The sequence below is a fragment of the Pseudomonas sp. W2Oct36 genome (genome assembly GCF_041060465.1).
Lineage (GTDB): Bacteria > Pseudomonadota > Gammaproteobacteria > Pseudomonadales > Pseudomonadaceae > Aquipseudomonas > Aquipseudomonas graminis_B.
In genome coordinates, this window is sequence record NZ_JAUERW010000005.1 from 249527 (window position 1) to 276406 (window position 26880).

The following is a 26880-nucleotide window of genomic DNA, read 5'->3' on the forward strand; positions in this document are numbered from 1 at the left end:
AGCGTGGGGGTCAGAGCAAAAACACGGTGGCCAACCCCAGAAAGATAAAGAACCCGCCGCTGTCGGTCATGGCCGTGATCATCACACTGGCGCCCATCGCCGGATCGCGACCCAGCCGAGAAAGGGTCATGGGAATCAGCACGCCCATCAATGCTGCCAACAGCAGATTCAATGTCATGGCGACGGTCATCACCACGCCGAGAGACCAGCTGTGGTACAGCAAGTAAGCGACGATCCCGATCACGCCACCCCACACAAGACCGTTGATGAGCGCGACGGCCAGCTCCTTGCGCATCAGCCGTGAGGTGTTGCCGGTGTTCACCTGATCGAGGGCCATGGCCCGGACAATCATCGTGATGGTCTGATTGCCCGAGTTGCCGCCAATCCCCGCCACGATCGGCATCAACGCCGCCAGCGCCACCAGCTTCTCGATGGAGCCTTCGAACAGGCCGATTACCCGCGACGCAAGAAAGGCGGTAATCAGGTTGACCGCCAGCCAGGACCAGCGGTTGCGCAGTGAACGCCAGACCGAGGCGAAGATGTCTTCTTCTTCGCGCAGACCCGCCATGTTGAGCACTTCGGTCTCGCTCTCCTCACGGATGAGATCGACCATTTCATCGATGGTCAGACGGCCGATCAGCTTGCCGTTCTTGTCGACCACCGGGGAAGAAATCAAGTCATAACGTTCGAACGCCTGGGCGGCTTCATACGCATCGCCGTCAGGATGGAAGCTCACGGGATCACTGGCCATGACCTCCGACACCTGCTTCTCCGGGTCGTTGACCAGCAAACGCTTGATGGGCAGCACGCCCTTGAGGACGCCATCGGAGTCGACCACGAACAGTTTGTCAGTGTGACCGGGCAGCTCTTTGAGGCGGCGCAGATAACGCAGAACGACTTCCAGGCTGACATCCTCCCGGATGGTCACCATCTCGAAGTCCATGAGGGCGCCTACCTGCTCCTCGTCGTAGGACAAGGCCGAGCGCACGCGCTCACGCTGCTGGCTGTCCAGCGCCTCCATCAGCTCATGGACAACATCACGCGGCAGCTCTGGTGCAAGGTCGGCCAGCTCGTCGGCGTCCATTTCCTTGGCGGCCGCAAGCAGCTCGTGATCGTCCATGTCGGCGATCAGGGTCTCCCGAACGGAGTCCGACACTTCAAGAAGGATGTCGCCGTCACGCTCGGCCTTCACCAACTGCCAGACCGTCAGACGGTCTTCGAGGGGAAGTGCTTCGAGAATGTAGGCAACGTCGGCAGAGTGCAGGTCGTCGAGCTTACGCTGCAGCTCGACGAGGTTCTGCCGGTGAACGAGGTTCTCGACACGATCCTGGTGCTGGCCTTCCTGACGGTGTGTCAGGTCTTCGACGATGCGCTGACGTTGCAGCAAGTCGATGACTTGGGCGAGACGATCCTGAAGGCTTTCCTGCGTCTTTTTTACTTCGATTTGGGTCATAGGCGAACTCCACTCCCAGCAGTGGAACCCGCCAGAAGATCAATCAGTCGATTCTTGATTGGTGAAACTTAGTGTTGAGATGCTACTGGGTAAGTCCATGGAGGTAGTCCACAAGCCCCGGCGGGGCTGACGGGCGCAATCATACACCGCTTGCCGTGGCGGGAGGCTAAAAATTCAACGTGAAACAATCGGTTGCAACGCAATGTTAACGCTGACGAATTCACTCCTACCCCCTCGTCACATCCGGTGAACAAAACTCGCTCGCCGTGAGAAACCTTCACCGCTACCCTTTCCGCACTTGGGTCAGGGAAGACATTGCGATGCCGCGCAACACTGGAGAGCTCCTCATCACCCTGGTGCTGTTTTTGCCACTCGGCGCAGGCGCCACCATCGTTAATCGCTGCGAGGATCAAAGCGGCAGCGTGACATTCACCACACTGAGTTGCCCCAACGGTCAAGCCATGACCCCACAGGGTATCAATCCAGCATCGGGCATGACCTTCACTCCCACTCCTCCGCCTGCAATCGCGGACACCCTGCAAAAACGCAAAAGCAACGAAGTGGTGGTTGTGGGCCAGCGAGATGACGGTTGCGGCAATGTCCTGAGTGCGGAGCAGCGCCGAAAGGCGATCATCAATCAGCAGACGCCAACGGGGATGAGCAAACGTGACGTGGAAAGTTTGCTGGGGCGACCGGACAAGATCGTCAGCCGTAACGCTGAAGTCCGGTATGTATATGAGGAGAAGAAGGGGCGCAGCCGACAGGTGTCATTCGATGAACACGGTTGCGTAAAAGGCAAACGCTAGAAAGCAAAAAGCCCGCATTTGCATGCGGGCTTTCCGTTTTATGGTGCACTCGACAGGATTCGAACCTGTGACCGCTCGGTTCGTAGCCGAGTACTCTATCCAGCTGAGCTACGAGTGCATATGGCGCTTTTTAAACCAGTTCACCTCTGGGTATCGCATTTTACTTCTGGAAGTGAGTGGTTCTTCCGAAGACCTGTTGAAGCCAGGCTCTTTCTAACTTAAGACTGCTGTTCGTATCACTACAAACAACGCTTAAATGGTGCACTCGACAGGATTCGAACCTGTGACCGCTCGGTTCGTAGCCGAGTACTCTATCCAGCTGAGCTACGAGTGCATTTGTTGCCGCGCATTATAGGCCGTCAAATCTCTTGGTCAAGCACTTTTTCTAGTAAATTCAACAACTTACCGATCAAGCCAGATTACAACGTACTACGCAAATAATGGCGGAGAACGGGGGATTCGAACCCCCGACACCCTTTTGAGGTGTACTCCCTTAGCAGGGGAGCGCCTTCGGCCACTCGGCCAGCTCTCCGCAACACGGGGCGTATAATAACCAGCCTTTTCCCCGTTTGCAAACCAAAAATTCAATAAAAATTAATGGCTTGGTTCTTCGTCCTTCTCTTTCTTTATACGCAGGTAAATCTCTTCGCGATGAACAGCCACTTCCTTGGGCGCGTTGACCCCAAGGCGTACTTGATTGCCTTTAACGCCGAGCACGGTCACGGTGATTTCACCATCACCAATGATCAGACTTTCCGCGCACCGCCGAGTCAGAATCAGCATACCTATCTCCTTACCGCTTGCATTCAAGGGACAACAGTCTGCATAGACAAACGGCAGGGGCCCGAGCCGGAAGCGGCCGCAGGTCTATGTCTCAGTATCGACCAGCGCCGGAAAAAGAACAGTTTATTGCCCACATTCAGTATCGGAAGGCGCGACCGAAACCGCGCCCCCTGCCCAAGGCTTACTCGCCCTGACGTGGTGCGTCGAGTTCGAAGGCAGTGTGCAGCGCGCGCACGGCCAGCTCCAGGTACTTCTCTTCGATCACTACCGAGACCTTGATTTCGGACGTCGAGATCATCTGGATGTTGATGCTCTCCTTGGCCAGCGCTTCAAACATGCGACTGGCCACACCGGCGTGGGAACGCATGCCGACACCGACGATGGAAACCTTGGCGATTTTGGTGTCGCCAATGACTTCACGGGCGCCGATTTCGTTGGCCGTGTTCTGCAGAACCTGCAGCGCCGCCTGGTAATCATTGCGGTGTACGGTGAAGGTGAAATCGGTGGTGTTATCGTGCGACACATTCTGCACGATCATGTCGACTTCGATGTTCGCGCCGCTGATCGGGCCGAGAATCTTGAACGCAACGCCCGGGGTGTCTGGCACGCCACGGATGGTCAGCTTGGCTTCGTCGCGGTTGAAGGCGATGCCCGAAATGATCGGCTGTTCCATGGATTCCTCTTCATCAATGGTAATGAGGGTGCCTGGACCCTCCTTGAAGCTGTGCAGTACGCGCAGCGGGACGTTGTACTTGCCGGCGAATTCGACCGCGCGGATCTGCAGGACCTTGGAGCCTAAGCTCGCCATCTCCAGCATTTCTTCGAAGGTGATCTTGTCCAGACGCTGGGCCTGCGAGACAACACGCGGATCCGTCGTATAAACGCCATCGACGTCGGTGTAGATCTGGCACTCATCGGCTTTCAACGCTGCAGCGAGCGCCACGCCGGTGGTGTCGGAACCGCCACGACCCAGGGTCGTGATGTTGCCGTCTTCGTCGACGCCCTGGAAACCGGCGACCACCACCACACGACCGGCCTTCAGGTCAGCGCGAATTTTCTGATCGTCGATCTGGAGGATACGCGCCTTGTTATGGGCGCTGTCGGTCAGGATGCGGACCTGATTACCGGTGTACGAAACAGCCGGCACGCCACGCTTGATCAGCGCCATGGCCAGCAGAGCGATGGTGACCTGCTCGCCGGTGGAAACGATGACGTCCAGCTCGCGTGGCACCGGCTGATCGCTGATCTGCCGGGCGAGTTCGATCAGGCGATTGGTTTCGCCGCTCATGGCCGACAGCACGACCACCAGATCATCGCCCGCATCGCGGAATTTCTTGACCTTGTCGGCCACCTGTTCGATGCGCTCGACCGAGCCCACCGAGGTGCCGCCAAACTTTTGTACGATTAAAGCCATCTCAAAGCCGCCTCAGCCCATGAAGGGCGCCCGTTATCATTCAAACCGCGAAGCGCCGGAGCCCGAACGACGGGCCCCGGGTGGGTCGACTTAAATACCTTGTTCGGCGAACGGAACAGCCAGTGCCAGCGCTGCTTCGAGTCCGGCAGCATCAACACCACCGCCTTGCGCCATGTCAGGACGACCGCCGCCTTTACCGCCTACCGCGGCAGCCGCTTGCTTCATCAAATCACCGGCTTTGAGTTGGCCAGTCAGGTCTTTGGTGACGCCTGCCACCAGCACGACCTTGTCTTCATGCACCCCGCCGAGCAGGATCACTGCGCGGCCGAGCTTGTTCTTCAGTTGATCAACCAGGGCCAGCAGCGCCTTGCCATCCTGACCGTCGAGACGGGCAGCGAGGACTTTGACGCCTTTGACGTCCACTGCCGAGCCCGACAGGTCGTCGCCCGCAGCACTGGCCGCCTTGGCCTGCAGTTGTTCCAGCTGCTTTTCCAGCAGACGGTTGCGTTCCAGCACCGCCGACAGCTTGTCCAGAACGTTGTCGCGATTGCCTTTGACCAGGTTCGCGGCTTCCTTCAGTTGTTCTTCAGCCGCGTTCAGGTATTCCAGCGCCACAGCGCCGGTCACCGCTTCGATACGGCGCACGCCGGCGGCCACACCGCTTTCGCTGATGATCTTGAACAGCGCGATGTCGCCGGTGCGGTTGGCGTGAATGCCGCCGCACAGTTCCACCGAGAAACCGCCGCCCATGCTCAGCACGCGGACGCTGTCGCCGTACTTCTCGCCGAACAGCGCCATGGCGCCCTTCTGCTTGGCGGTCTCAATGTCGGTCTCTTCAGTCTCGACGGCCGTGTTCTTGCGCACTTCGGCGTTGACGATGTCTTCAAGCGCCTTGATCTGCTCGGGCTTGATGGCTTCGAAGTGGCTGAAGTCGAAACGCAGGCGCTGACTGTCGACCAGTGAACCTTTCTGCTGAACGTGTTCGCCCAGCACCTGACGCAACGCGGCGTGGAGCAAGTGCGTGGCGGAGTGGTTCAGCGATGTGGCCTGACGAACTTCGGCGGCGACGTCGGTGCTGACGGTGGTGCCTACTTTCAGGCTGCCCGACACTTGAACACCGTGGTGCAGGAACGCGCCGCCGGTCTTGGTGGTGTCGCTCACGTCGAAGCGCACTTCGCCGCCGGCAGTCAGGTAACCGCTGTCACCGATCTGGCCGCCGGACTCTGCGTAGAAAGGCGTCTGGTCGAGGATGACCACGCCGTCCTCGCCTTCGCTCAATTGCTCGACCGCGAGGCCGTCTTTGTACAGCGCGACGACCTTTGCCTCGCCTGCAGTGGCTTTATAGCCGGTGAACTGCGTGGCCACATCGACCTTCACCAGGCTGTTGTAGTCCATGCCGAAGGAGCTGGCGGAGCGCGCTCGTTCACGCTGGGCATCCATCTCACGCTCGAAACCCGCCTCGTCGAGGGTCAGGCTGCGTTCGCGAGCGATGTCGCCGGTGAGGTCCATCGGGAAACCGTAGGTGTCGTAGAGCTTGAACACCACGTCGCCAGGGACGATGGTGCCCTTGAGCTCAGCGAGATCCTGCTCGAGGATCTTCAAGCCTTGCTCCAGGGTCTTGGCGAACTGCTCTTCTTCAGCCTTCAGCACGCGCTCGATGTGCGCCTGCTGGTTTTTCAGTTCGGGGAAGGCTTCGCCCATTTCGGCGACCAGTGCAGCCACGATCTGATAGAAGAAGCTGCCCTTGGCGCCCAGCTTGTTGCCGTGACGGCAGGCGCGACGAATGATGCGGCGCAGCACGTAGCCACGGCCTTCGTTGGACGGCAGCACGCCGTCGGCAATCAGGAAGCCGCATGAACGAATATGGTCGGCGACGACTTTCAGGGACGCCTGATTGTCGTTGCTGCAGCCGATGGCTTTGGCAGCGGCGGCCAACAGGCTCTGGAACAGGTCGATTTCATAGTTGGAATTGACGTGTTGCAGCACGGCGCTGACGCGCTCGAGGCCCATGCCGGTGTCCACCGATGGCGCTGGCAGCGGGTGCAGAACGCCGTCGGCCGTGCGGTTGAACTGCATGAACACGTTGTTCCAGATCTCGATGTAACGGTCGCCGTCTTCTTCCGGCGAACCCGGCGGGCCACCCCAGATGTCGGCGCCGTGGTCGTAGAAGATCTCGGTGCAAGGACCGCACGGGCCGGTGTCGCCCATGGTCCAGAAGTTGTCGGAGGCGTAGGGCGCGCCCTTGTTGTCACCGATGCGAACCATGCGCTCGGCCGGCACGCCGATCTCTTGGGTCCAGATGTCGTAGGCTTCGTCGTCCGAGGCGTAAACGGTGACCCAGAGTTTTTCCTTGGGCAGGTTCAGCACGCCGGTGAGGAAGGTCCAGGCGTAGGTGATTGCGTCGCGCTTGAAATAGTCGCCGAAGCTGAAGTTGCCCAGCATTTCGAAAAAGGTGTGGTGGCGCGCGGTGTAGCCGACGTTTTCCAGGTCGTTGTGCTTGCCACCGGCACGCACGCACTTCTGGCTGCTGACGGCGCGGGTGTAGGCCCGTTTTTCCTGGCCGAGGAAGCAATCCTTGAACTGGTTCATGCCTGCGTTGGTAAACAGCAGGGTCGGGTCGTTGCCCGGGATCAGGGAGCTGGAGGCGACTCGGGTGTGGCCTTGCTCTTCGAAGAAGCGAAGGAAGGCTTCACGGATTTCTGCGCTTTTCATAGGTTCTTCCACGGAAACTGCGGCCTGGCACATGCATAGCGTCATTCGACGCAGCGACGGCAAAGGGCCGCATTATATAGGCGTTGTACGCTCGGTACAGCGTGTTATTCGATAGAAACCGGCAATCGGGCTGATCACACGATCAGCGAACGCCAAATTCGGCAAAGGCCGCCACCACCTTGTCCAGATGCGCAGACGTCACATCCAGATGGGTGACCATGCGCAACCGCGGCGCAGCACTGAGCACGATACCGCGCTCGGCACACAGGGCCTTTAGCGACGGGGCACGATCGCCGATCTGCACGTAGACCATGTTGGTCTGCACCGGCTCGACGTCAAAACCGAGGTCCGCGAGGGCCTTGCCGAGGGCGGTGGCATTGGCGTGATCGTCGGCCAGCCGCTCGACCTGATGCTCCAGCGCGTATAAACCCGCCGCTGCCAGCATCCCGGCCTGACGCATGCCGCCGCCGACCATCTTGCGCAGGCGCCGCGCCTTGGCGATGAACTCGCTTGAGCCGCACAGCACCGAGCCGACCGGCGCGCCGAGCCCTTTGGACAGGCACACCGACACCGAATCGAAATGCCGGGTGATTTCCCCCACGTCCACGCCCAGCTTGACGGAGGCGTTGTACAGGCGCGCGCCGTCGAGGTGCAGGCTCAGGCCTTTTTCGCGGGTGAATGCCCGGGCCGCCGAGAGGTACTCCATTGGCAGGACCTTGCCCTGCATGGTGTTTTCCAGGGCCAGCAAGCGGGTGCGGGCGAAATGGAAGTCGTCGGCCTTGATGGCGGCGGCCACCTGATCCAGGTCCAGCGATCCGTCCGTCTGGTTGTCCAGGGGCTGAGGCTGAATCGAGCCGAGCACCGCCGCCCCGCCGCCTTCGTATTTGTAGGTGTGCGCCTGCTGTCCGACGATGTATTCGTCGCCGCGCTCGCAGTGGGCCATCAGGCCGAGCAGGTTGCTCATGGTGCCGGTCGGCACGAACAGCGCGGCGGCATAACCCAGACGTTCCGCCAGCCACGACTCCAGGCGATTGACCGTCGGGTCTTCGCCATACACGTCATCGCCAAGGGGCGCGCTGGCCATGGCGTCGCGCATGCCGGCAGAGGGTTGGGTCACGGTGTCACTGCGCAGATCGATAACCGCCACGATGAAGCTCCCACTGGTAAGGGTCGAGCCTCAGTTCTGAGGCCCGGGGCATCGATAATCAAGGCTTGAGGCAGGAATGCCAAGACGCCTTATAAGAAAAGCTGATGAAAACCATCAAAAAGGCTCCAAGCGGATCGCGGGAATCTATGTTACAAACTGCACGCCGACGGAAAAAACCGTTGGCAACGTTCTCAGGGCGGGGTGCAATTCCCCACCGGCGGTAATGGCGCGCAATGCGTCTAGCCCGCGAGCGCTTGCAGCGAGCTTATGCGCGATGCAAGGTCAGCAGACTCGGTGTGATCCCGGGGCCGACGGTCATAGTCCGGATGAAGAGAGAACGGGACTGGCACAGCAGGATCGTTTCGAGACGGGTTCAGGCGCTTGGCGTCGAGGACGGTTTTGCACGTACCCTGGCATCCCATTCGATCCAAAACGCCCTGTTTTTTTATTAAACAGGAGTCAGAACACATGCAACCTACCGCCATTCACGCTCACGAGCGCATCGCCTTCATTCAAGCCTGCTGGCACAAGGAAATCGTCGATCAGGCGCGCAAGGGCTTTGTCGCCGAGATGGCGCAACACGGTTACGCCGAGACCGACATCGATTTCTTCGAGGTCGGCGGCGCGTTTGAAATCCCGCTTCACGCCAAGTTGCTGGCCAAGTCAGGTCGCTATGGCGGCGTCGTGGCGGCTGGTCTGGTGGTCGACGGCGGCATCTATCGCCATGAGTTCGTCGCGCAATCGGTGATCAGTGCGCTGATGCAGGTTCAGCTGGAAACCGAAGTGCCGGTGTTCTCGGTCGTGCTGACCCCGCACCACTTCCACGCCGGTGAAGAGCACCAGAAGTTCTTTTTCGATCACTTCGTGCACAAGGGCCAGGAAGCGGCCAAGACCTGCGCGGACACACTGACTAAATTGCGTGCGGTGCGTCGGGTGGGTGAGGTGCAGAAAGCGGCGGGGTGATTTGCATCCGAAGATCCAGATCAACTGCTTCCCGGCTGAAGCCGGTCCTACGGACCTACCGCGTTCCCATTGTAGGACTGGTTTTAGCCGGGAAGAGCCCGGTTTGATCGCCACGCACTTCATTGAATGCTGGCGCTACCTGAGTGGGACCGGCTTCAGTCGGGAAGAGGCCAGCATGACCGGCATCAGACCAATGTCTCGTCAGTCGCCGGCACGATCAGAATCCCCGCGCGCAGCCCGTTTTTGACGTTCGGGTTGGGGAAGATGATCCGGGCGCCCTCCTCTTCTATCACCCAGCGTGAATCGGCCAAATCTTCGGCCAGCACGTAGCCTTTTTCCAGCTCCGAGAAGTTCTCGATGTCCGCCGGCAAGTGCAGCTGGAAGGCGTCGCTGTGCTTGATGATCTCCCGGGCCACGCTGAACAGCTGCAAGCCGTTCAGATCCGCAGGCTCATCGGCTTCGGTGCCGGCGATCAGGTGTTCGAGGCAGGTTTTCAGTTTGTCGAGATTGACCTGCTGGTTCTGCCCGAACGGGCGCGCCTTGCCCAGCTCCAGGGTGAAGGCTTCGGCGTCGAGCTTGTCGTAGGTGTAGGCGCTGAACACGATCGATGACTTGTTCTGCAGCAGCACCGCTTCCATGCCGGCCGTCCGCAGCCGGGCGAGTTCGCGGCGGGAATGGGCGCGACCTTCCTTCCACGGGTACAGCGCGAACTGCTCGATCTTCGAACCGCGAATCGCCGTGTGCAGGTCGTAGTGCAGGCGGTAGCGGTCCGGAATGTTGAAAAAGCTGGCGGCCAGACGCTCGAGTTCGCAGGCGCGCAAGGCTTCGCTGCCGCCGCTGTGCTCATGACGGCCATTGAACAGCCGGTTGACGTCCTGCTCGACGTATCGCTCGCCGCGACGCATCGCTTCGGGGTTGCCAAACAGGAACAGAATACGCGCGCGAGGCTTGAGTTCGCCCCGGGCGATGGCGTGAATCAGCGTGTCGAGCAGTTCGATCGGCGCGGTTTCATTGCCGTGGATGCCGGCGGACAGCAGCAGGTCGGTGCCATTGTCCCGCGCTTCGGGAGGCCGGACTTCCAGCGCCCCTTCAGCGAGCCAGCGCATGCGAACGCCGTCGACGGTCAGCTGAGTTTTTTCCGCGGGTTCGCGACCCGCGAGGGTCAGTTCAAGCAGTTTGCCGAGGGCGAGCATGGGGAGCTTCCTGCGCAGGCTTAGTCGTGGGTGCAGTCGGGACCGTGCACGTGGCCTTCTTCGTCGTCGCCGCTCATGTCAGCCGGTTCCATTTCCAGCTGCAGGCTGACCAGGTTGGTCGCCAATGGACGCAGCAGCAGGTTGGCGTATTCGGCATCGCCTTCTTCGACGTCCACGCCGATCAGCAACTGGCCACGGCCATCCTGTTGAATCCAGACCTCTTTGCCCTGCCAGATAACGGCAAGACGGGTGCAGGACGTTTCCAGCTGAGTGCCGTCGGTGTCTTCAAGGATCAAACGCAGCGCGTCGGTCATGGCAAAACTCTCTCTTTAAAAGCAAAAACATCGTCGCCTGACACCGTTTGGGCGCAGGCGTAACGGATGGGGTGCATCAGTTGATCTGGAAAGGATAGACCGCGCCCAGTTTCAGGTGCTGCGTCAGTTCGTCCAGCGCCGTACGGCATTCGGTCAGCAATTGCGGATCGGCCAGATCACTGTCGCTCATGCGGTCGCGATAGTGCTTGTCGACCCACTGCGTCAGCGTGTCGTACAGCGGCGCGGTCATGATAACGCCTGGATTGACCGCCGCCAGTTCGGTTTCATTCAGCGCCACGCGAAGACGCAGGCACGCCGGGCCGCCGCCGTTCTGCATGCTCTGCTTGAGGTCGAACACCTTGACCTCGCGGATCGGGCTGTCGTCCGCCAGCAGGCGCTGCAAGTAATGCCACACGCGCTCGTTGCTGCGGCACTCTTCCGGCACGATCAGCAGCATCGAACCGTCGGCGCGGGACAGCAACTGGCTGTTGAACAGGTACGAACGCACCGCGTCTTCCACGGCCACTTCACTGCGCGGCACGCAGATGGCCTGGAAGCGACCGCCGCGTTGACCGAGCTTGTTGTGCAGTTCGGCGAGCATGGGCTCGGTGTTGAGGAAGGCGTCCTCGTGATAGAACAGGACTTCACCGTTGCCGACCGAGATCACGTCGTTGTGGAACACGCCCTGATCAATCACCGCCGGGTTCTGCTGGGCGAAGACCACGCCGTCGGCGCTCAGGCCATGCAGACGCGCAACGGCCTGGGACGCTTCGAGGGTCTGACGGGCCGGGTATTTCTGCGGTGCAGGGAAACGGCTGTCGAACGCGGCGCGGCCGAAGACGAAAAATTCGACGCCGGGCTCTCCGTAGCTGCGACAAAAGCGCGTGTGATTGGCCGCACCTTCGTCGCCGAACTGGGCGACGGCAGGCAGCGCCGCGTGGTGGGCGAAATGCTGCTGATCAGCGAACATCGCGCCGAGGACACGGCTGGTGGTCGGGTGCTCGATGCTTCGGTGGTATTTGCAGTTGAGGTTGGCGGCGGTGAAATGCACGCGGCCGTCGTCGGTGTCGGCGCTCGGGCTGACCGTGGCGGCATTGGCCACCCACATGCTCGACGCTGAGCAACTGGCGGCCAGCAGCGGCATCGACTCTTTGGCGGCGCGCTCGATCACCTGTGCGTCGCTGCCGCTGAAGCCCAGCTTGCGAAGACCGGCCACGTCGGGGCGTTCCTGGGGGGCCAGTACGCCCTGGGTGAACCCCATCTCCATCAGCGCTTTCATTTTGGCCAGCCCCTGCAAAGCGGCCTCGCGCGGGTTGGAGGATTGCTGGCAGTTGTTCTGGGACGCAACGTTGCCGTAGGACAGCCCACCGTAGTTGTGGGTCGGGCCCACTAGACCGTCAAAGTTGACTTCACAGGATTTCATCGGTGAGGCTCCGTGGATCTGTTTTTATGTGCACGTTCTTCGACGTGCGCTGCGCTATCAAGGAGCGCGCTCAATTCAGGGTAATGCCGGGCGTCAGGCTGGCAGGCAGTGCCAGGGTTTCCGTCTCCAGCGAGGCCACCGGGTACGCGCAATAATCCGCCGCGTAATAGGCGCTGGCGCGATGGTTACCGGAGGCGCCGACACCGCCGAACGGTGCGGTACTGGCCGCGCCGGTCAGCTGCTTGTTCCAGTTCACGATACCCGCGCGGCTCTGCAGCCAGAACTGTTGATAGCGCGCCTGGGAGTCCGACAACAGCCCCGCCGCCAGCCCGTACTGCGTGGCGTTGGCCTCTTCGATCGCGGCGTCGAAATCAGCGTAGCGAATGACCTGCAACAGCGGCCCGAACAATTCCTCATCCTCGCGATCAGCCACGTCACTGACGTCGATGATGCCCGGGGTCAGCAGCGCCGACTGCGCGCCAGGCTGGGTCATTTCGAGCAGGGCAATCGCGCCGTTGGCCAGCATCACTTCCTGGGCATCAAGCAGCGCACGGGCAGCGGCAAGGGAAATCACCGAACCCATGAACGGCGCAGGTTGTTGATCGAAGGCGCCGACCTGAAGGGTCGATGTCACCTCAACCAGCCGCGCCAGGAATGCATCGCCCCACGCCCCTTCGGGCACCAGCAGACGGCGGGCGCAGGTGCAGCGCTGGCCGGCGGAAATAAAGGCCGACTGAATCACGGTGTAGACCGCGGCATCGACATCGGCGACCTGATCGACCACCAGCGGGTTGTTGCCACCCATCTCCAGGGCAAGAATCTTGTCCGGACGGCCGGCGAACTGTTGATGCAGCGAATTGCCAGTGCGGCTCGAACCGGTGAAGAACAACCCGTCGATGCCTGAATGGCCGGCCAGCGCGATACCGGTGTCACGGGCACCTTGCAGCAGATTGAGCACGCCCGCCGGCAGACCTGCTTCGATCCAGCATTGCACGGTCAGTTCGGCGACTTTGGGCGTCAGTTCGCTGGGCTTGAACACCACGGTGTTGCCCGCCAGCAACGCCGGGACGATGTGCCCGTTAGGCAAGTGCCCCGGGAAGTTGTAAGGCCCGAACACCGCCACCACGCCGTGGGGCTTGTGGCGCAGCACAGCGGTGGCGTCGCCCAGGGGGCCGCTCTTCTCGCCCGTCCGCTCGCGGTAGCTCTGAATCGAGATCGCGACTTTGTTAGCCATGCTGGTCACTTCAGTCGCCGATTCCCACAGCGGCTTGCCGGTTTCCTCACCGATGCAACGGGCGATTTCATCGGCACGGCTCTTCAGCGCAGCAGCGAAGGCTTCGAGCACGCCGATGCGCTCGTTCAGGCTGCGCGTCGCCCAGGCCGGAAACGCCTGACGAGCCGATTTGACCGCCGCGCCGACCTGTTCAGCCGTTGCGCTTTTGCCGGACCAGATCACCTGCTGGGTCACCGGGTTCAGGGAATTGAATGCGTCGCCCTGGCCGTCCTGCCAGGCACCGCCGATATACAAGGTGTTCATCAAATACCCTCCCGGGCAGGCGACAGCGGCACGGCGCGAACCTGATCACCGGCGCTGAGGCGCAAGCGCTTGGCCGTCTGCGGGTCGACCACCAGGGTGCCGGCGGCGAAACGCGCCGGCGCAGCGGTCACGCGGCAGTCTTCGCGCTTGCGGTTATGAATAAGGAACGGCGTCGCATCGTCACCCGGCGTCCCGACCGCCAGCACCAGGGCCTGGCTGTCACGGACTGCGCGGATCTTGCTGGTCTCACACTCGATAGCGGGGCCTGCGTCGAAGATGTCGACGTAACCCTGATAGCTGAAGCCTTCGGCCTTGAGCATGGCCAGCGCCGGTTCGGTGCTGACGTGTACGCGGCCGATGACCTCGCGCGCGGCCTCCGAGAGGAAGCAGCTGTACAGCGGAAACTTCGGCATCAGCTCGGCAATAAAAGCGCGGTTACCGACACCGGTGAGGTAGTCCGCCTGACTGAATTCCATTTTGAAGAAGTGCCGGCCCAGGCTTTCCCAGAACGGCGAGTGGCCCTGCTCGTCGGAGATGCCGCGCATTTCCGCGATGGTCTTGGTGCCGAACAGCTCCGGGAATTCGGCAATGAACAGCATCCGCGCCTTGGACAGCAACCGGCCGTTGAGGCCATTGCGGTAATCGGCGTGGAGGAACAGCGAGCACAGCTCGGAGTTGCCGGTGAGGTCGTTGGCCAGGAACAGCGTCGGGATCTCGCGGTAGATGTTCAGCTCTTGGGAGGCGCTGACCGTCAGGCCCACCCGGTAGTTGTACCAGGGCTCGCGCAGCCCTACGGCCCCAGCTACGGCTGAAATGCCCACGACTTTTTCGTCGTCATCTTCGAGCACGAACAGGTAGTCGGCGTCGCCCCGCCCGGCCTCGCCACGGAAGGTTTTCTCGGCCCAGCCGACCCGGTGCGCCAGACGCTCTTCATTGGCCGGCAAGGTGGTCAGGCCTGCGCCGGTGCTGCGCGCCAGCTCGATCAGCGCCGGAAGGTCACTGCTGCGTACGGGACGAACGATCATGCTTTCTCCTCAAGCCGTGGGTTCTGCAACCCCCGGCGAACTCGCTAACCTGCTTTACGGCGTCGGCCTGCCACTGCAGCACCGGTCGCCGTCAACTCATCTCAACCCAACATGACCCGGTTGTCAGACCGCGACGATACGCACACTGGCGCCTTCGCCGACGCCCAGCGCTTCGGCCGCGGCCAGGCTCAGGGCCACCGGTTTGCCGGGCACCCAGTCCAGCTCCAGCATCACGGCGCGGTAATCCTGCAGCTGGCCATTGGAAACCAGATAAGGTCGGCCACCCTTGACCGCATCACCGGTGCTGACCGTGTCGACCTTGACCGGCACGACGCGGCTCTGGGCGATGGAGCGAATGCCGGACACCCGCGCGTGGAGGGTCGGCCCGCCGTCGAAGATGTCGATGTAATGGTCGGTCTCGAAGCCTTCGCGCATCAGGATATCGAAGGTGATCTGCGCACGCGGATGGACTTGGCCCATGGCTTCTTGCGCTTCATCGGGCAGCAGCGGCACGTAGATCGGGTAATGGGGCATCAGCTCGGCGAGGAAGGTCCGGCTTTTCAGCCCGCACAGGCGCTCGGCTTCGGCGTAGTTGATGTCGAAGAAGTTGCGCCCGATGGCGTCCCAGAACGGCGAGTCGCCGTGGTCGTCGCTGTAACCGACGATTTCGGTGACCACTGAATCGGCGAAGCGCTCCGGGTGGCTGGCGACGAACAGCAAACGGCCGCGGGAGTTGAGCTCGGACCACAGCGTGCCAACCAGTTCAGGCAGCACGTAGAAGCTGGTCAGTAGGCTGTTGCCCGTGAGGTCGTGGCACTGCGAAAGCACATGAATCTTGTTGTGGATCTTCAGTTCGCGGGAGGCGTGGACGAAGGTTTCGTTGCGAAAGCTGTAGAACGGCTCGGAATAGCCCGCCGAAGCGACGATCCCGGAACAGCCCACCAGACGGCCTGCTTCTGTGTCTTCGAGGACAAAGAAGTAGGTCTCTTCGCCGTTGAAACTGACTTCCGCCGAGAACGAGGCTTCGGACGCGGCAATCTTGTCACCCAGACGTCCAGCGTCATCCGGCAGGGACGTGACACCAATCGGGCTGTCTGCCGCGAGTCGTTGAACCTCGCTCAGATCCGCCATTTGCGCGGGGCGCATCACCAGCATGGTGTCACTCCTTGAGAAAAAAATCGGGCCGGTTTAACGGCAATAAAAAAGGTCTGTCTGGCTACAACTCGTAGGAGTGAGCTTGCTCGCGATAGCGGTGGTCCAGCGAGGCATCTGCATCTGACACAACGCTATCGCGAGCAAGCTCACTCCTACAGGGAAGGCGTACGCCAATCAGCCAAAGGGTGTGTCCCGGTCGACCGAAGGACTTACGCCCCGGTCAGCTTGGCGACCGCCCGTTCGAAACGGTTCAGGCCTTCCTCGATGTCGGCGTCTTCAACCACCAGACTCGGCGCGAAACGCACCACATCGGGACCGGCCTGAAGCACCATGACGCCTTCCTGCTCGGCGGCGTTGAAGAAGTCCTTGGCCTTGCCCTTCCAGGCCTCGGTCAACACGCAGCCGATCAACAGACCCATGCCGCGCACCTGGCTGAACACGCCGTACTGCTGACCGATCGTCTCCAGACGGGCCTTGAACCGTTCATGCTTGGCCTTCACGCCGGCCAGCACTTCCGGGGTGTTGATCACGTCGATGACCGCCTCGCCCACCGCGCACGCCAGCGGGTTGCCGCCGTAGGTGGTGCCGTGAACGCCAACGGCCAGGTGCTTGGCGAGTTTTTCGGTGGTCAGCATGGCCGCCATCGGGAAGCCGCCGCCGATGCTTTTCGCGCTGGAGAGAATGTCCGGCGTCACGCCGTAATGCATGTACGCAAACAGGTGACCGCTGCGGCCCATGCCGCTCTGGACTTCGTCGAAGACCAGCAGCGCGTTGTGGTCGTCACACAACTTGCGCGCGCCTTGCAGGTAGTCGAGTTCGGCAGGCAGTACGCCGCCCTCGCCCTGGATCGGCTCCAGCACCACCGCGCAGGTCTTGTCCGAGACGGCGGCTTTCAGCGCGTCGAGGTCATTGAACGGGACGTGGGTAATGCCAGTGATTTTCGGGCCGAAGCCGTCGGAGTATTTCGGCTGACCGCCGACGCTCACGGTGAACAGGGTGCGACCGTGGAAGCTGTTCAGGGCTGCGACGATTTCGTACTTGTCCGGGCCATACAGATCGTGGGAAACGCGGCGGGCCAGCTTGAACGCAGCTTCGTTGGCTTCAGCGCCGGAGTTACAGAAGAAGACGCGGTCGGCGAAAGTGGCGTCGACCAGCTTTTTGGCGAAGCGCAGCGCCGGTTCGTTGGTGAAGACGTTGGAAACGTGCCACAGCTTGTTGGCCTGTTCGGTCAGCGCGCCGACCAGCGCAGGGTGCGCGTGGCCCAGCACGTTGACCGCGATGCCGCCGGAGAAATCAATCAGTTCACGACCCGACTGATCCCAGACGCGAGAGCCCTGACCGCGCACGGGGATAAACGCTGCCGGGGCATAGTTGGGAACCATCACCTGGTCGAAATCGGCACGTTGCACCGGTACTTGCTCAACGGACATCGGAGTCTCCTGAAGAGGAACGCCTGCCTGGGACAGGCGAGCGATGGAAGGATTGTAAGGACTGATTCGGGCCGGGCCTTGCCGCCAAGCGACAACTTCTTATAGCGCCAAACCGGCTTTTTACGGGGTTTTCGGCAATGCGACAAATTGCGTCACAAAGGCGCAGTTTAACCGGTGGCGTGCGCCTGGAGCAGTGCTGATTCGAAACCGGCCAAGCTGAATATTCAGCCGCGCTCGGCGGGCACCGAGGACAATTCGAACGGGCTGCTGCTGCGGCGCTGGTTGCGGTCTTCGCGGGGGGTGGCGCCGAAGAAGTTGCGGTAGGCGCTGGAGAAATGCGGCCCTGAGGAGAACCCGCAGGACAGGCCGATCTGAATGATCGATTTGCTGGTCTGCATCAGCATCTGTCGGGCCTTGTTCAGGCGCAGTTCGAGGTAGTACTGGCTCGGCACGCGATTGAGGTACTGCTTGAAGATGCGCTCCAACTGACGGCGCGACACGCACACGTGCTGGGCGATTTCGTCGGTGGTCAGCGGTTCTTCGATGTTGGCTTCCATCAACAGCACCGCCTGGGTCAGCTTCGGGTGGCTGGAACCGAGACGGTTTTGCAATGGAATCCGCTGCCGCTCGCCGCCTTCACGGATGCGCTCTACCACCAGTTCTTCCGACACCGCGCCGGCCAGTTCGGCGCCGTGATCACGGGCCAGCACCGCCAGCAACAGATCCAGCACCGACATCCCGCCGCAGGCGGTCAGGCGATCACGATCCCAGTCGAACAAATGACTGGTGGCAATGACCTTTGGGAAGCGCTCGGCGAAATCATCCTGCCAGCGCCAGTGCACCGCGGCACGGTAACCGTCGAGCAGACCCAACTGCGCCAGCGGGTACACGCCCGCCGACAATCCACCGATCACGCAACCGGCACGAACCAGTTGTTTGAGCGCGCCACCGAGGGCCGAAGACATCGGCGCCGGCGGCTCGTCGGCCAGCAGAAACAGCTTCTGAAACCCTTCCAGACGACCGACCCACGGCTCGCCCGGCAGCTGCCAACCGGCAGCGTCAACGAGCGGCTCGGCCTGCAGAAACGACAGTTCGTAAACCACTTCGGGGTGAACGCGCTGAGCAACACGCAGGGCTTCCTCTGCCAGCGCCAGGGTCAAGGCTTTGGTGCCGGGCCAGATGAGAAATCCGATTCGATGGGCAGTCATGGCGTGCAGTCCGAAACGTGTCGCTAAAAGGGGTCGCACGCCTGGCATGCGATGGGATTCTGTAACCTGCAGTCAATGGCTGCGGTCTGGATGACGCGCAGCATGAACCGTTCTGATGCAAAACGCACCGCTCTCACGTGGCGGGCGGGTTACTTCAAACTGCCGGACAGGAACTGCTGCAGACGCTCGGATTTCGGATTAACCAGCACTTCACGGGGGTTGCCGGACTCTTCGACCAGGCCCTTGTGCAGGAAGATCAGCTGGTTCGACACTTCACGGGCGAAGCCCATTTCGTGGGTCACCACCACCATGGTTCGGCCTTCCTGAGCCAGCGCCTGCATGACTTTCAGCACGTCGCCGACCAGCTCGGGGTCGAGGGCGGACGTTGGTTCGTCAAACAGCATGACTTCCGGTTCCACGGCCAGCGCCCGGGCAATCGCCACGCGCTGCTGTTCGCCGCCGGACATGTGCCCCGGGTAAGCGTCCTTGCGGTGATAGACACCGACCTTGTTCAGGTAATGTTCGGCCTTTTCCAGCGCTTCTTTCTTCGGCACGCCCAGGACGTGCACCGGCGCTTCGATGATGTTTTCCATCGCGGTCATGTGCGACCACAGGTTGAAGTGCTGAAACACCATCGACAGGCGCGAACGCATGCGCTGCAGCTGTTTGGGGTCCGCCGCCTTCAAGCCGCCGTTCTTGTTGGAGACCAGCTTGAGCTCTTCGTTGTTGAGCAGGATGCGGCCGGATTTTGGCTGCTCCAGCAAGTTAATGCAGCGCAGAAAGGTGCTTTTACCCGACCCGCTGGAGCCGATGATGCTGATGACATCGCCGGCTCTGGCGGTCAGCGAAACGCCTTTGAGCACTTCGTGACTGCCATAGCACTTGTGCAGGTCCTGGACTTCCAGTTTGTTCATGATGTCGGTTCTCACAAGTAATCAGTCACTGAGCAGGCGGCCGCTGCGCAACGGCGTGCGGCCGGCCACTTTGGCCATCCAGAAGCCCGGCTGGGCGTATCGCAGTTTTTCGATGGCGAACAGCACCCCGGCCGTACCGGCACAGACGGTGGTGGCGCGATCGGTCAACGGGTCAATGACCTCGAACAGCGGTTCGCCGGGTTCGACCCAGGCTCCCGCCGGACGTAAAAACGTCAGCACGCCGGGATGGGGCGCATAAATCATTTCGGTGCCTTCGAAGGGCATGCCCTCACAAGCCTCATGGACCGGTTGCGGCCACTCGCCGCCGATCAGGCCCTGCTCGGCCAGAAACGCCAGAATGCCTTCGGCGTAGGCCTCGGCTTCGGCCTTGCCGGTGTTGAGCTGACCGCCCAGCTCCAGGGTGGTGGCCAGGCAGGCCAGCGGAATCTGCGCGTCCGGGAAGTGCTTGGACAAACGCAGCCACGGCAGCGAACAGGCTTCGTCGAACGAGCTGCCGCCGGAATCTTCGGCCAGCAGCGCAACGGTCACCCCCAGATGCGCCGACAGCGAACGCCATTGGGGCCAGTGCTGGGGCAAGGCGTACATGTGCAGCGAGGCGTCGGTGTCGCAATGCAGGTCCAGCACCACGTCGGCGCTGCAGGCATGACTGAGCAAAACGCGCTGCATGCCGGCCAGCTCGCTGCCGGCAGGCGGCAATTGCTCGAGCACGTCGGCCATGGCCTGACGAATCAGCTTGATGTTGGCGTGGGGGGCGTCGCCGAGCTTGCCCGCCAGCGCCAAGGCAACTGGCTCGCTGAGTTCGGTGAAATCGCGGTTGAAGTTCTTGCCGCTGCCGTACTCGAAACGGCCCTGATGGTTGCCCTGCAGCAACTGGCCCAGACCGATCGGGTTGGCGACCGGCACCAGCTCGATGACGCCTTTGAGCAGGCTCTGCTCTTCCAGCTGTGTCAGGCGTTTTTTCAATTCCCAGGCGGTGCGCATGCCCGGCAACTCATCGGCGTGCAGGCTGGCCTGAATGTAGGCCTTGCGCTCGCCCTGCCCGAATCGGAACACACTCAAGGTGCGCTGGGTGCCGAGGTTACCCCACGGCAAATCGTGATCGATGCGCTGCATATCAGTGCTTCCTCGGAGCGAGGTAACTGAGCCAGCGGCGCTCGGCCAGCTTGAACAGTTTCACCAGAATGAACGTCAGGCACAGGTAGAAAACGCCTGCGGTGATGTAGGCCTCGAACGGCAGGTAGAACTGCGCGTTGACCGCGCGCGCCGCACCAGTGATGTCCATCAACGTGACGATGGACGCCAGACTGGTGGTCTGCAGCATCATGATCACTTCGTTGCTGTACTGCGGCAGCGCCCGGCGCAGGGCCGACGGCAGCAGAATGCGGCGGTACATCTTGGCTTTCGACATGCCCATCGCCCGCGCCGCCTCGATCTCGCCCGGCGGCGTGGACTTCAGGCTGCCGGCGATGATTTCAGCGGTGTAGGCGCTGGTGTTGATGGCGAAGGCCAGGCACGCGCAAAAGGTCGCGCTCGACAGCCACGGCCACAGAATGCTTTCACGCACTGCTTCGAATTGCGCGAGCCCGTAGTAGATAAGGAACAACTGCACCAGCATCGGCGTGCCGCGAATGACGTAGGTGTAGCTCCACGCCAGCAGATTGACCCAGGCGATTTTCGACACGCGCATCAGGCCAAGCGGCAGTGCGGCGAGCAGGCCGAAGAACAGTGACAGCGCGAGCAGTTTGAGGGTGATCAGCAGGCCGCCGACGTACAGCGGCAGGCTTTCCCAGACGACGTTGTAGTCGAAAATCATAGGTCTGCCACCCTTACGCCGGCCGAGTAACGTTTTTCGATGTAGCGCAGTACCAGCAGCGAGACACTGGTGATCACCAGGTACATGGCCGCGACTGCGAGGAAGAAAGTGAAGGGTTCGCGGGTGGCATCGGCCGCCTGCTTGGCCTTGAACATCATGTCCTGCAGACCGACCACGGAAATCAGCGCGGTGGCCTTGGTCAGTACCAGCCAGTTATTGGTGAACCCGGGGATCGCCAGGCGAATCATCTGCGGCACCAGAATGCGGAAGAACACCCGGCCACTGCTCATGCCGTAGGCCATGCCCGCTTCGGCCTGCCCTTTCGGGATGGCCATGAACGCGCCGCGGAAGGTCTCCGACAGGTACGCGCCAAAAATGAAACCCAGCGTGCCGATGCCGGCCACCAGCGGGTTCAGGTCGATGTAGTCGTCGTGACCGAGCAGCGGCGCGATGCGGTTGAGCAGGTCCTGACCGCCGTAGAAAATCAGCAGGATCAGCACCAGATCGGGAATGCCGCGGATCACGGTGGAATACAGATCGCCCAGCCATGCCAGCCATCGCACCGGCGACAGCCGCAATGCCACGCCGATCAGGCCGAGCACGATCGCCAGCGCCATGGAGCACAGAGCGAGCTGCAAGGTCAGCCATGCACCGTCGAGGATGACGGCTCCGTAACCTTTCAACATGTTGTTTGGCCCTCAAGCGCGGGATAGAAAAATGGCGCAATCAGTCGGTACGGTGACCGGCTGCTTGCGCCATTGACGGCTTCAAACCACGTTACTTGCCGTAGATGTCGAAGTCGAAGTACTTGTCTTGAATGGCTTTGTATTTGCCGTTGGCACGAATGGCCGCGATGGCTGCGTTGAGCTTGTCCAGATCAGCCTTGTCGCCTTTGCGCACGGCAATGCCGACGCCGTCGCCGAAGTAGTTGACGTCGGTGAAGGCCGGGCCGACGAACGCGTAGCCTTTGCCGGATTCGGTGTTCAGGAAGCCGTCCTGCAGGAGGGTGGCGTCGGCCACGGTGCCATCGAGACGACCGGCGCCGATGTCCAGATAGACTTCGTTCTGCGAGCTGTACGGCTTGATTTCAGCACCCAGCGGGGCCAGGACTTCGCGGGCGAAACGCTCGTGGATCGAGCCACGCTGCACGCCGATGTTCTTGCCCTTGAGTTCGGTCATGCCATCGCTGACGACGGTGCCCTGCTTCATGACCAGGCGGGCCGGGGTGTTGTAGTACTTGTTGGTGAAGTCGACGGACTTCTTGCGGTCTTCGGTGATGGACATAGAGGACAGGATGGCGTCGATCTTGCGCACTTTCAGCGCAGGGATCAGGCCGTCGAATTCCTGCTCGACCCATACGCACTTGACCTTCATCTCTTCGCACAGGGCGTTGCCGATGTCGTAGTCGAAGCCGACGATGCTGCCGTCCGGTGCCTTGGAGGCAAACGGAGGGTATGCCGCTTCGATGCCGATCTTCATGGGCTTTTCATCGGCGAATACGGGCTGTGCCAATACGGTCAGTGCCAGCGCACCCAGCAGCATGAGCTTTTTCATTTCTTGGAACTCCATCGGTATAACGCGACAAATGGCAGTGAGCGAGGCGCTCAATGAACAGGAGGAATCAGAAATTGCGACGCGAGGTGCCGGCGGGTCTCTGGACCCGACTAGCCTTCGGCGAGTGGTCGGCATTTTAGCGGCAGGCTGAAAGTCGATATTTCTTCAATGCGACAACTAGTTACAGAAGCGCATGAAATCGTATTCAGGCTAATTGACATCCAAAAAGCTTTATGCAAGGGCCAGAGTTGGCAAACCTATCAGCGAAGCAAATAACGCGCCCATTATTGGCAAAGCCTTATGATCCGGCAAGTCCAGCGTGGGAGCGGGTTGATTCGGGGCGATGAAATGCTTTGTTTTCGGGTGCAAACGCCCCACAGCGGGGGGGGAGGTTACCGGGGCGGATGTGCGGTAACAAATCGATATTTCCCGATTCCTGAGTCTGGGAAACGTGAAGGTCAAGAGCGTCCGCCTGGGGGCGGACTGTTTCGCCTTCGGCGAGTTACTTGATAAAGCCCCAAGTAACCAAGGGCTTGTGCTCCTGGTTGGGTTCCTCCTGCGTCGGAATACCCTCACTCCGACGACGCTCCGTGGGCCCGCGCCGAACGGACATCCATGTCCTGACGGCGCTCTCGCCGCATCCATGCGGCTCGACCCACTCCGCGTCGTCTGCGTTCAGCCTGCACCCAAGTCGCGATTGGCGGTGTTAGAACCTCTTTTGCGCATGAAGATCAAAAGCAGATCAAGAACAGATAGAGGACGGATCGAGGGCAGATGAGTCGCCATGGACTTGTGGGAGTGAGCTTGCTCACGAAGGGGTTGGTACATCCATCGAATATCTGGTGTTTGGAATACAGCATTCGCGAGCAAGCTCGCTCCCACAGGGAGGGGGTGCGATCAGCAAAATTGTTGGCGCCTAGACTGGCCTCTTCCCGGCTAAAGCCGGTCCCACTAACAGACCGCGCGCACCTGTAGAACCGGCTTCAGCCGGGAAGCTGTTGATCTTGATCTTCGAACACAAGAGTTCCAGACGACACCAATCGCGACTTGGGTGCAGGCTGAACGTAGGTCTCGCGGAGTGGGCCGAGCCGCATGGATGCGGCGAGAGCGCCGTCAGGACATGGATGTCCGTTCGGCGCGAGCCCACGGAGCGAGACCGGAGTGAAGGAACCCGACGAAGGAAGGGCCCAACCAGGAGCAGGCACCCTTGGTTACTTGGGGTGCTTTTCCAAGTAACTCGCCGAAGGCGAAACGTCTGCCTTTAGGCAGACGCTCTTGATCTTAGCGATTGTCGCCCCTGAAACACGACCGTCAGGCAGCAGTCATGGTCTTGTGCGTCTCCACCAGATGCGCCACCACACTCGGGTCAGCAAGCGTAGAGATATCGCCCAGCGCGTCGTACTCCCCGGTGGCGATCTTGCGCAGGATACGGCGCATGATCTTGCCGGAACGGGTCTTCGGCAGGCCCGGCGCCCACTGAATCACATCCGGCGAGGCGATCGGACCGATCTCCTTGCGCACCCAGTTACGCAACTCGATGCGCAGCGCCTCGTCCGGCACTTCACCGCCATTGAGGGTGACGTAAACGTAGATGCCCTGCCCCTTCAGATCGTGAGGCACGCCCACGACGGCCGCTTCGGCGACTTTCGGGTGAGCCACCATCGCGCTCTCGATTTCGGCGGTGCCCATGCGGTGGCCGGACACGTTCAGCACGTCATCGACGCGGCCAGTGATCCAGTAGTAACCGTCTTCGTCACGACGGGCGCCATCACCGGTGAAATACATACCGCGGAAGGTCTTGAAGTAGGTGTCGACGAAACGGTCGTGGTCGCCATACAGGCTGCGGGACTGACCCGGCCACGAGTCGAGAATCACCAGATTGCCCTCCGCCGCGCCTTCGATGAGGTTGCCCAGGTTATCCACCAGCGCCGGGATCACGCCGAAGAACGGACGGGTCGCCGAACCCGGCTTCAAGGCAATAGCGCCAGGCAACGGGCTGATCAGGATGCCGCCGGTCTCGGTCTGCCACCAGGTGTCCACAATCGGGCAATTCTTGTTGCCGACGGTGTTGTAGTACCAGTTCCAGGCTTCCGGGTTGATCGGCTCGCCAACCGAACCCAACAGGCGCAGGCTCGAACCGTCGGCGCCTTCTACGGCTTTGGTGCCCTCGGCCATCATGGCGCGGATGGCGGTCGGCGCGGTGTAGAGGATGTTGACCTTGTGCTTGTCGACGATTTTCGACACGCGAGTGATGTCCGGGTAGTTCGGCACGCCTTCGAACAGCAGCGTGGTGGCGCCGTTGGCCAGCGGTCCGTAGACGATATAGCTGTGGCCGGTAACCCAGCCGACGTCGGCGGTGCACCAGTACACTTCGCCCGGACGGTAATCGAACACACGCTCGTGGGTCAGCGCGGCGTACAGCAGATAGCCCGCTGTGGTGTGCAACACGCCCTTCGGCTTGCCGGTGGAGCCGGAGGTGTAAAGGATGAACAGCGATTCTTCGGCGCCCATTTCTTTCGGCGCGCAGGTGCTTGAGGCCACGTCCAGCAGCGAGTGGTACCAGATGTCGCGATGACGGTTCCACTCGATATCGCCGCCGGTGCGCTTGCACACGATGACCTTTTGTACGCTCGCCGTTTCCGGGTTGGTCAGCGCACGGTCGACGTTGGCCTTCATGGGCGTTTTCTTGCCGCCACGCAGCCCTTCGTCTGCGGTGATCACCACCTTCGATTTGCAGTCGATGATGCGACCGGCCAGTGCTTCCGGGGAGAAACCACCGAATACTACCGAGTGAATCGCACCGATACGCGCGCAGGCCAGCATGGCCACAACGGCTTCCGGGATCATCGGCATATAGATAGTGACGACGTCGCCGCGGTGGACATCCTGCCCGCGCAGCGCGTTGGCGAACTTGCAGACTTCTTCGTGCAGTTCGCGATAGGTAATGTTGCGGCTCTCGGAAGGATCGTCGCCTTCCCAGATGATCGCAATTGAATCACCGCGCTCGGCCAGATGGCGGTCGAGGCAGTTGTAGGAAACGTTCAGGGTGCCGTCGGCGAACCACTTGATGTCGACGCGGTGGTCGTCGAAGGAGGTCTGTTTGACGGTGGTGAATGGCTTGATCCAGTCAAGGCGCTGGGCTTGCTCGCGCCAGAAGCCATCGGGGTTGACCACCGACTGCTGGTACATCGCCTTGTAGGTCGCCTCGTCAGTCAGCGTATTGGCTGCCACTTCAGGGCGGACGGGGTACAGGGAAGCCGCACTCATCTTTCTTACCTCGGTGGAAATGTTGTTGTTTTATGACCCTGTTGTATCCGCCGACGGCTGCAAAGGCCATTCGACGATGGTCTTACCGCTCCCGAGCATAGCGCCGAAAGCAGGTGACGTGCCCGGCTTCAGGCAAATCTTCATGTCTCGGCTACGACCAAAGAACCCATGGGGCGCCTGCGAACAACCTGCATACGACGATTGTTGCCGATTTGCTCAATAGACTTTATCAAAATGGTTTCTATATGAATTCCGGAGAGGGGCATAGAATCCGTTCCGCCAACACGGCAACTGATTGATTAACAACGGCCCCCACGCTGGACATCGATCAACTAACCCACCCGGTCATCATTCGCTTCACTCAGAGCCCCACAAGGATTCTGTGCACCCTGTCGACCGCACTTTCTGCGCCGCAGTGTGAATGAAGCAACTTAGAGGAAACGAGTAATGAAAGCTGCACTGGTTGTAATGGCTCTTTGTGGTTTCAGCGCCATGGCAATGGCAGAAGAATCCGGCGCGAAAGTGGCCGCCCAGCAACAGCGTGTCGAGGAATATACCTACTCCACCAAGCTGGATATCGCGAAGGTCATTTCGGTGGATGACGTGCCGGACGTCTGCCAGGTCGTCCCCCAGCACATGACTTACGAAGACTCGCAGGGCAAACGCCACGTGCTTGAGTATCAGGTCATGGGTAACGGTTGCAGCAACGGCTGATCAGCCATCTGTTTCGTTGAGTTGGGCGCGCGAC

The 26880-nt window shown here is 61.0% G+C and carries 22 protein-coding genes, 3 tRNA genes and 1 riboswitch; of the genes, 3 read left to right on the forward strand and 22 right to left on the reverse strand.

Annotated elements, in window-relative coordinates; translation table 11 throughout:
* Nucleotides 1-10 precede the first annotated feature (10 nt).
* Nucleotides 11-1453 carry a magnesium transporter gene (gene mgtE / locus QWI18_RS10400; protein ID WP_065986188.1) on the reverse strand — a complete coding sequence of 481 codons (1443 nt, stop codon included), beginning with the start codon at nt 1451-1453 and terminating at the stop codon, nt 11-13.
* A 320-nt stretch (nt 1454-1773) separates the two neighbouring features.
* Here mgtE and QWI18_RS10405 point away from each other — a divergent pair, with 320 nt between their 5' ends.
* Complete coding sequence (locus tag QWI18_RS10405) at nt 1774-2259, forward strand: cell envelope protein SmpA (protein ID WP_369318788.1); 486 nt, start codon at nt 1774-1776, stop codon at nt 2257-2259.
* Nucleotides 2260-2300: 41 nt separating this feature from the next.
* Here the strand turns inward: QWI18_RS10405 and QWI18_RS10410 are convergent.
* From QWI18_RS10410 to ltaE, 7 genes are all read right to left on the reverse strand, one after another.
* Nucleotides 2301-2377, reverse strand: a tRNA-Arg gene (locus QWI18_RS10410).
* A 139-nt stretch (nt 2378-2516) separates the two neighbouring features.
* Nucleotides 2517-2593: transfer RNA gene (locus QWI18_RS10415), tRNA-Arg, on the reverse strand.
* A 107-nt stretch (nt 2594-2700) separates the two neighbouring features.
* Nucleotides 2701-2791, reverse strand: a tRNA-Ser gene (locus tag QWI18_RS10420).
* 62 nt (nt 2792-2853) lie between these two features.
* Nucleotides 2854-3042 carry a carbon storage regulator CsrA gene (csrA, locus tag QWI18_RS10425; RefSeq protein WP_037013733.1) on the reverse strand — a complete coding sequence of 63 codons (189 nt, stop codon included), beginning with the start codon at nt 3040-3042 and terminating at the stop codon, nt 2854-2856.
* Nucleotides 3043-3223: 181 nt separating this feature from the next.
* On the reverse strand, nt 3224-4456 hold the full coding sequence (locus QWI18_RS10430) for an aspartate kinase (RefSeq protein WP_065986190.1): 1233 nt from the start codon (nt 4454-4456) through the stop codon (nt 3224-3226).
* A 90-nt stretch (nt 4457-4546) separates the two neighbouring features.
* Nucleotides 4547-7168: an alanine--tRNA ligase gene (gene alaS, locus QWI18_RS10435; protein WP_369318789.1), complete on the reverse strand. Its 2622-nt coding sequence runs from the start codon at nt 7166-7168 to the stop codon at nt 4547-4549.
* Nucleotides 7169-7310: 142 nt separating this feature from the next.
* A complete protein-coding gene (ltaE, locus tag QWI18_RS10440) occupies nt 7311-8315 on the reverse strand; it encodes a low-specificity L-threonine aldolase (RefSeq protein WP_369318790.1) in 1005 nt (334 codons plus the stop codon).
* 183 nt (nt 8316-8498) lie between these two features.
* Nucleotides 8499-8658: riboswitch (FMN riboswitch) on the forward strand.
* Between the two features lie 125 nt (nt 8659-8783).
* Here ltaE and QWI18_RS10445 point away from each other — a divergent pair.
* The gene (locus tag QWI18_RS10445) at nt 8784-9278 is read left to right on the forward strand and encodes a 6,7-dimethyl-8-ribityllumazine synthase (RefSeq protein WP_065986193.1); all 495 of its coding nucleotides are present in this window, start codon (nt 8784-8786) and stop codon (nt 9276-9278) included.
* A gap of 185 nt (nt 9279-9463) precedes the next feature.
* Here QWI18_RS10445 and astE read toward each other — a convergent pair whose 3' ends face one another.
* The 14 genes from astE to acs form a co-directional block, all read right to left on the reverse strand.
* Nucleotides 9464-10471 (reverse strand): succinylglutamate desuccinylase, encoded by a 1008-nt coding sequence (astE, locus tag QWI18_RS10450; RefSeq protein WP_369318791.1) that lies wholly within the window; start codon nt 10469-10471, stop codon nt 9464-9466.
* A gap of 20 nt (nt 10472-10491) precedes the next feature.
* Nucleotides 10492-10785: a topoisomerase II gene (locus tag QWI18_RS10455; protein ID WP_065986195.1), complete on the reverse strand. Its 294-nt coding sequence runs from the start codon at nt 10783-10785 to the stop codon at nt 10492-10494.
* 76 nt (nt 10786-10861) lie between these two features.
* Complete coding sequence (gene astB, locus QWI18_RS10460) at nt 10862-12208, reverse strand: N-succinylarginine dihydrolase (protein ID WP_369318792.1); 1347 nt, start codon at nt 12206-12208, stop codon at nt 10862-10864.
* 70 nt (nt 12209-12278) lie between these two features.
* Nucleotides 12279-13748: a succinylglutamate-semialdehyde dehydrogenase gene (gene astD, locus QWI18_RS10465; RefSeq protein ID WP_369318793.1), complete on the reverse strand. Its 1470-nt coding sequence runs from the start codon at nt 13746-13748 to the stop codon at nt 12279-12281.
* Nucleotides 13745-14770: an arginine N-succinyltransferase gene (gene astA / locus QWI18_RS10470; RefSeq protein ID WP_369318794.1), complete on the reverse strand. Its 1026-nt coding sequence runs from the start codon at nt 14768-14770 to the stop codon at nt 13745-13747. The genes astD and astA overlap by 4 nt, the downstream gene beginning before the upstream one ends.
* Before the next feature lie 123 nt (nt 14771-14893).
* A complete protein-coding gene (gene aruF / locus QWI18_RS10475; RefSeq protein ID WP_065986199.1) occupies nt 14894-15925 on the reverse strand; it encodes an arginine/ornithine succinyltransferase subunit alpha in 1032 nt (343 codons plus the stop codon).
* 209 nt (nt 15926-16134) lie between these two features.
* Complete coding sequence (locus QWI18_RS10480; protein WP_369318795.1) at nt 16135-17355, reverse strand: aspartate aminotransferase family protein; 1221 nt, start codon at nt 17353-17355, stop codon at nt 16135-16137.
* A 224-nt stretch (nt 17356-17579) separates the two neighbouring features.
* On the reverse strand, nt 17580-18563 hold the full coding sequence (argR, locus tag QWI18_RS10485) for a transcriptional regulator ArgR (RefSeq protein ID WP_369318796.1): 984 nt from the start codon (nt 18561-18563) through the stop codon (nt 17580-17582).
* Nucleotides 18564-18712: 149 nt separating this feature from the next.
* On the reverse strand, nt 18713-19477 hold the full coding sequence (locus QWI18_RS10490) for an ABC transporter ATP-binding protein (protein ID WP_074890334.1): 765 nt from the start codon (nt 19475-19477) through the stop codon (nt 18713-18715).
* Nucleotides 19478-19498: 21 nt separating this feature from the next.
* Complete coding sequence (locus QWI18_RS10495) at nt 19499-20611, reverse strand: succinylglutamate desuccinylase/aspartoacylase family protein (protein WP_369318797.1); 1113 nt, start codon at nt 20609-20611, stop codon at nt 19499-19501.
* Nucleotide 20612: 1 nt separating this feature from the next.
* The gene (locus QWI18_RS10500) at nt 20613-21311 is read right to left on the reverse strand and encodes an ABC transporter permease (protein ID WP_065986204.1); all 699 of its coding nucleotides are present in this window, start codon (nt 21309-21311) and stop codon (nt 20613-20615) included.
* Nucleotides 21308-21997, reverse strand: coding sequence for an ABC transporter permease (locus tag QWI18_RS10505; protein ID WP_065986205.1), 690 nt, complete (start codon nt 21995-21997; stop codon nt 21308-21310). The genes QWI18_RS10500 and QWI18_RS10505 overlap by 4 nt, the downstream gene beginning before the upstream one ends.
* Before the next feature lie 91 nt (nt 21998-22088).
* Nucleotides 22089-22865, reverse strand: coding sequence for an ABC transporter substrate-binding protein (locus QWI18_RS10510; RefSeq protein WP_065986206.1), 777 nt, complete (start codon nt 22863-22865; stop codon nt 22089-22091).
* 1311 nt (nt 22866-24176) lie between these two features.
* Entirely contained in the window at nt 24177-26132 is a 1956-nt protein-coding gene (gene acs, locus QWI18_RS10515) for an acetate--CoA ligase (protein ID WP_065986974.1), read from the reverse strand.
* Nucleotides 26133-26579: 447 nt separating this feature from the next.
* On the opposite strand from acs, the gene QWI18_RS10520 reads away from it, so the two are divergent.
* Nucleotides 26580-26846 (forward strand): DUF2790 domain-containing protein, encoded by a 267-nt coding sequence (locus tag QWI18_RS10520; protein ID WP_065986968.1) that lies wholly within the window; start codon nt 26580-26582, stop codon nt 26844-26846.
* Nucleotides 26847-26880: the final 34 nt, after the last annotated feature.

What these genes read in the sequence shown, in the direction of transcription:
- mgtE (WP_065986188.1), bottom strand. Translation starts at nt 1,453, where the DNA reads ATGACCCAAATCGAAGTAAAAAAGACGCAGGAAAGCCTTCAGGATCGT.
- QWI18_RS10405 (WP_369318788.1), top strand. Translation starts at nt 1,774, where the DNA reads ATGCCGCGCAACACTGGAGAGCTCCTCATCACCCTGGTGCTGTTTTTG.
- csrA (WP_037013733.1), bottom strand. Translation starts at nt 3,042, where the DNA reads ATGCTGATTCTGACTCGGCGGTGCGCGGAAAGTCTGATCATTGGTGAT.
- QWI18_RS10430 (WP_065986190.1), bottom strand. Translation starts at nt 4,456, where the DNA reads ATGGCTTTAATCGTACAAAAGTTTGGCGGCACCTCGGTGGGCTCGGTC.
- alaS (WP_369318789.1), bottom strand. Translation starts at nt 7,168, where the DNA reads ATGAAAAGCGCAGAAATCCGTGAAGCCTTCCTTCGCTTCTTCGAAGAG.
- QWI18_RS10445 (WP_065986193.1), top strand. Translation starts at nt 8,784, where the DNA reads ATGCAACCTACCGCCATTCACGCTCACGAGCGCATCGCCTTCATTCAA.
- astE (WP_369318791.1), bottom strand. Translation starts at nt 10,471, where the DNA reads ATGCTCGCCCTCGGCAAACTGCTTGAACTGACCCTCGCGGGTCGCGAA.
- QWI18_RS10455 (WP_065986195.1), bottom strand. Translation starts at nt 10,785, where the DNA reads ATGACCGACGCGCTGCGTTTGATCCTTGAAGACACCGACGGCACTCAG.
- astB (WP_369318792.1), bottom strand. Translation starts at nt 12,208, where the DNA reads ATGAAATCCTGTGAAGTCAACTTTGACGGTCTAGTGGGCCCGACCCAC.
- astA (WP_369318794.1), bottom strand. Translation starts at nt 14,770, where the DNA reads ATGATCGTTCGTCCCGTACGCAGCAGTGACCTTCCGGCGCTGATCGAG.
- aruF (WP_065986199.1), bottom strand. Translation starts at nt 15,925, where the DNA reads ATGCTGGTGATGCGCCCCGCGCAAATGGCGGATCTGAGCGAGGTTCAA.
- QWI18_RS10480 (WP_369318795.1), bottom strand. Translation starts at nt 17,355, where the DNA reads ATGTCCGTTGAGCAAGTACCGGTGCAACGTGCCGATTTCGACCAGGTG.
- argR (WP_369318796.1), bottom strand. Translation starts at nt 18,563, where the DNA reads ATGACTGCCCATCGAATCGGATTTCTCATCTGGCCCGGCACCAAAGCC.
- QWI18_RS10490 (WP_074890334.1), bottom strand. Translation starts at nt 19,477, where the DNA reads ATGAACAAACTGGAAGTCCAGGACCTGCACAAGTGCTATGGCAGTCAC.
- QWI18_RS10495 (WP_369318797.1), bottom strand. Translation starts at nt 20,611, where the DNA reads ATGCAGCGCATCGATCACGATTTGCCGTGGGGTAACCTCGGCACCCAG.
- QWI18_RS10500 (WP_065986204.1), bottom strand. Translation starts at nt 21,311, where the DNA reads ATGATTTTCGACTACAACGTCGTCTGGGAAAGCCTGCCGCTGTACGTC.
- QWI18_RS10505 (WP_065986205.1), bottom strand. Translation starts at nt 21,997, where the DNA reads ATGTTGAAAGGTTACGGAGCCGTCATCCTCGACGGTGCATGGCTGACC.
- QWI18_RS10510 (WP_065986206.1), bottom strand. Translation starts at nt 22,865, where the DNA reads ATGAAAAAGCTCATGCTGCTGGGTGCGCTGGCACTGACCGTATTGGCA.
- acs (WP_065986974.1), bottom strand. Translation starts at nt 26,132, where the DNA reads ATGAGTGCGGCTTCCCTGTACCCCGTCCGCCCTGAAGTGGCAGCCAAT.
- QWI18_RS10520 (WP_065986968.1), top strand. Translation starts at nt 26,580, where the DNA reads ATGAAAGCTGCACTGGTTGTAATGGCTCTTTGTGGTTTCAGCGCCATG.